General features: G+C 33.2%; 1 protein-coding gene. It reads right to left on the bottom strand.

The window, feature by feature from the left end; all coding sequences use genetic code 11:
• The coding region (locus R2R70_RS21570) for a P-II family nitrogen regulator (RefSeq protein WP_410979134.1) at positions 1-105 on the bottom strand (105 nt) is incomplete at its 3' end.
• Positions 106-256 lie beyond the last annotated feature (151 nt).

Raw genomic sequence — 256 nt, forward strand, 5'->3', positions numbered from 1 at the left:
GCCTTTTACTTCACTCACGGTCATGCCGTTAATGCCCACCTCTGACAGCGCCTCGCGTACATCATCAAGTTTATACGGTTTTATAATTGCTTCTATTTTTTTCATATTAATTACTTTTTAAAGCTTTAGATGCCACGATTTTAGACAATCATAAGGTTCATAGCAAACAAAGCAATTGAATTACGGTGATAAATTAATCAGCCATGATATAATTTTGGCCATATAAGAATCGTAATATAAAAATTAGCTGTAAATG

It is taken from the genome of Cobetia sp. SIMBA_158 (assembly GCF_046566945.1).
Classification (GTDB): Bacteria; Pseudomonadota; Gammaproteobacteria; order Pseudomonadales; family Halomonadaceae; genus Cobetia; species Cobetia amphilecti.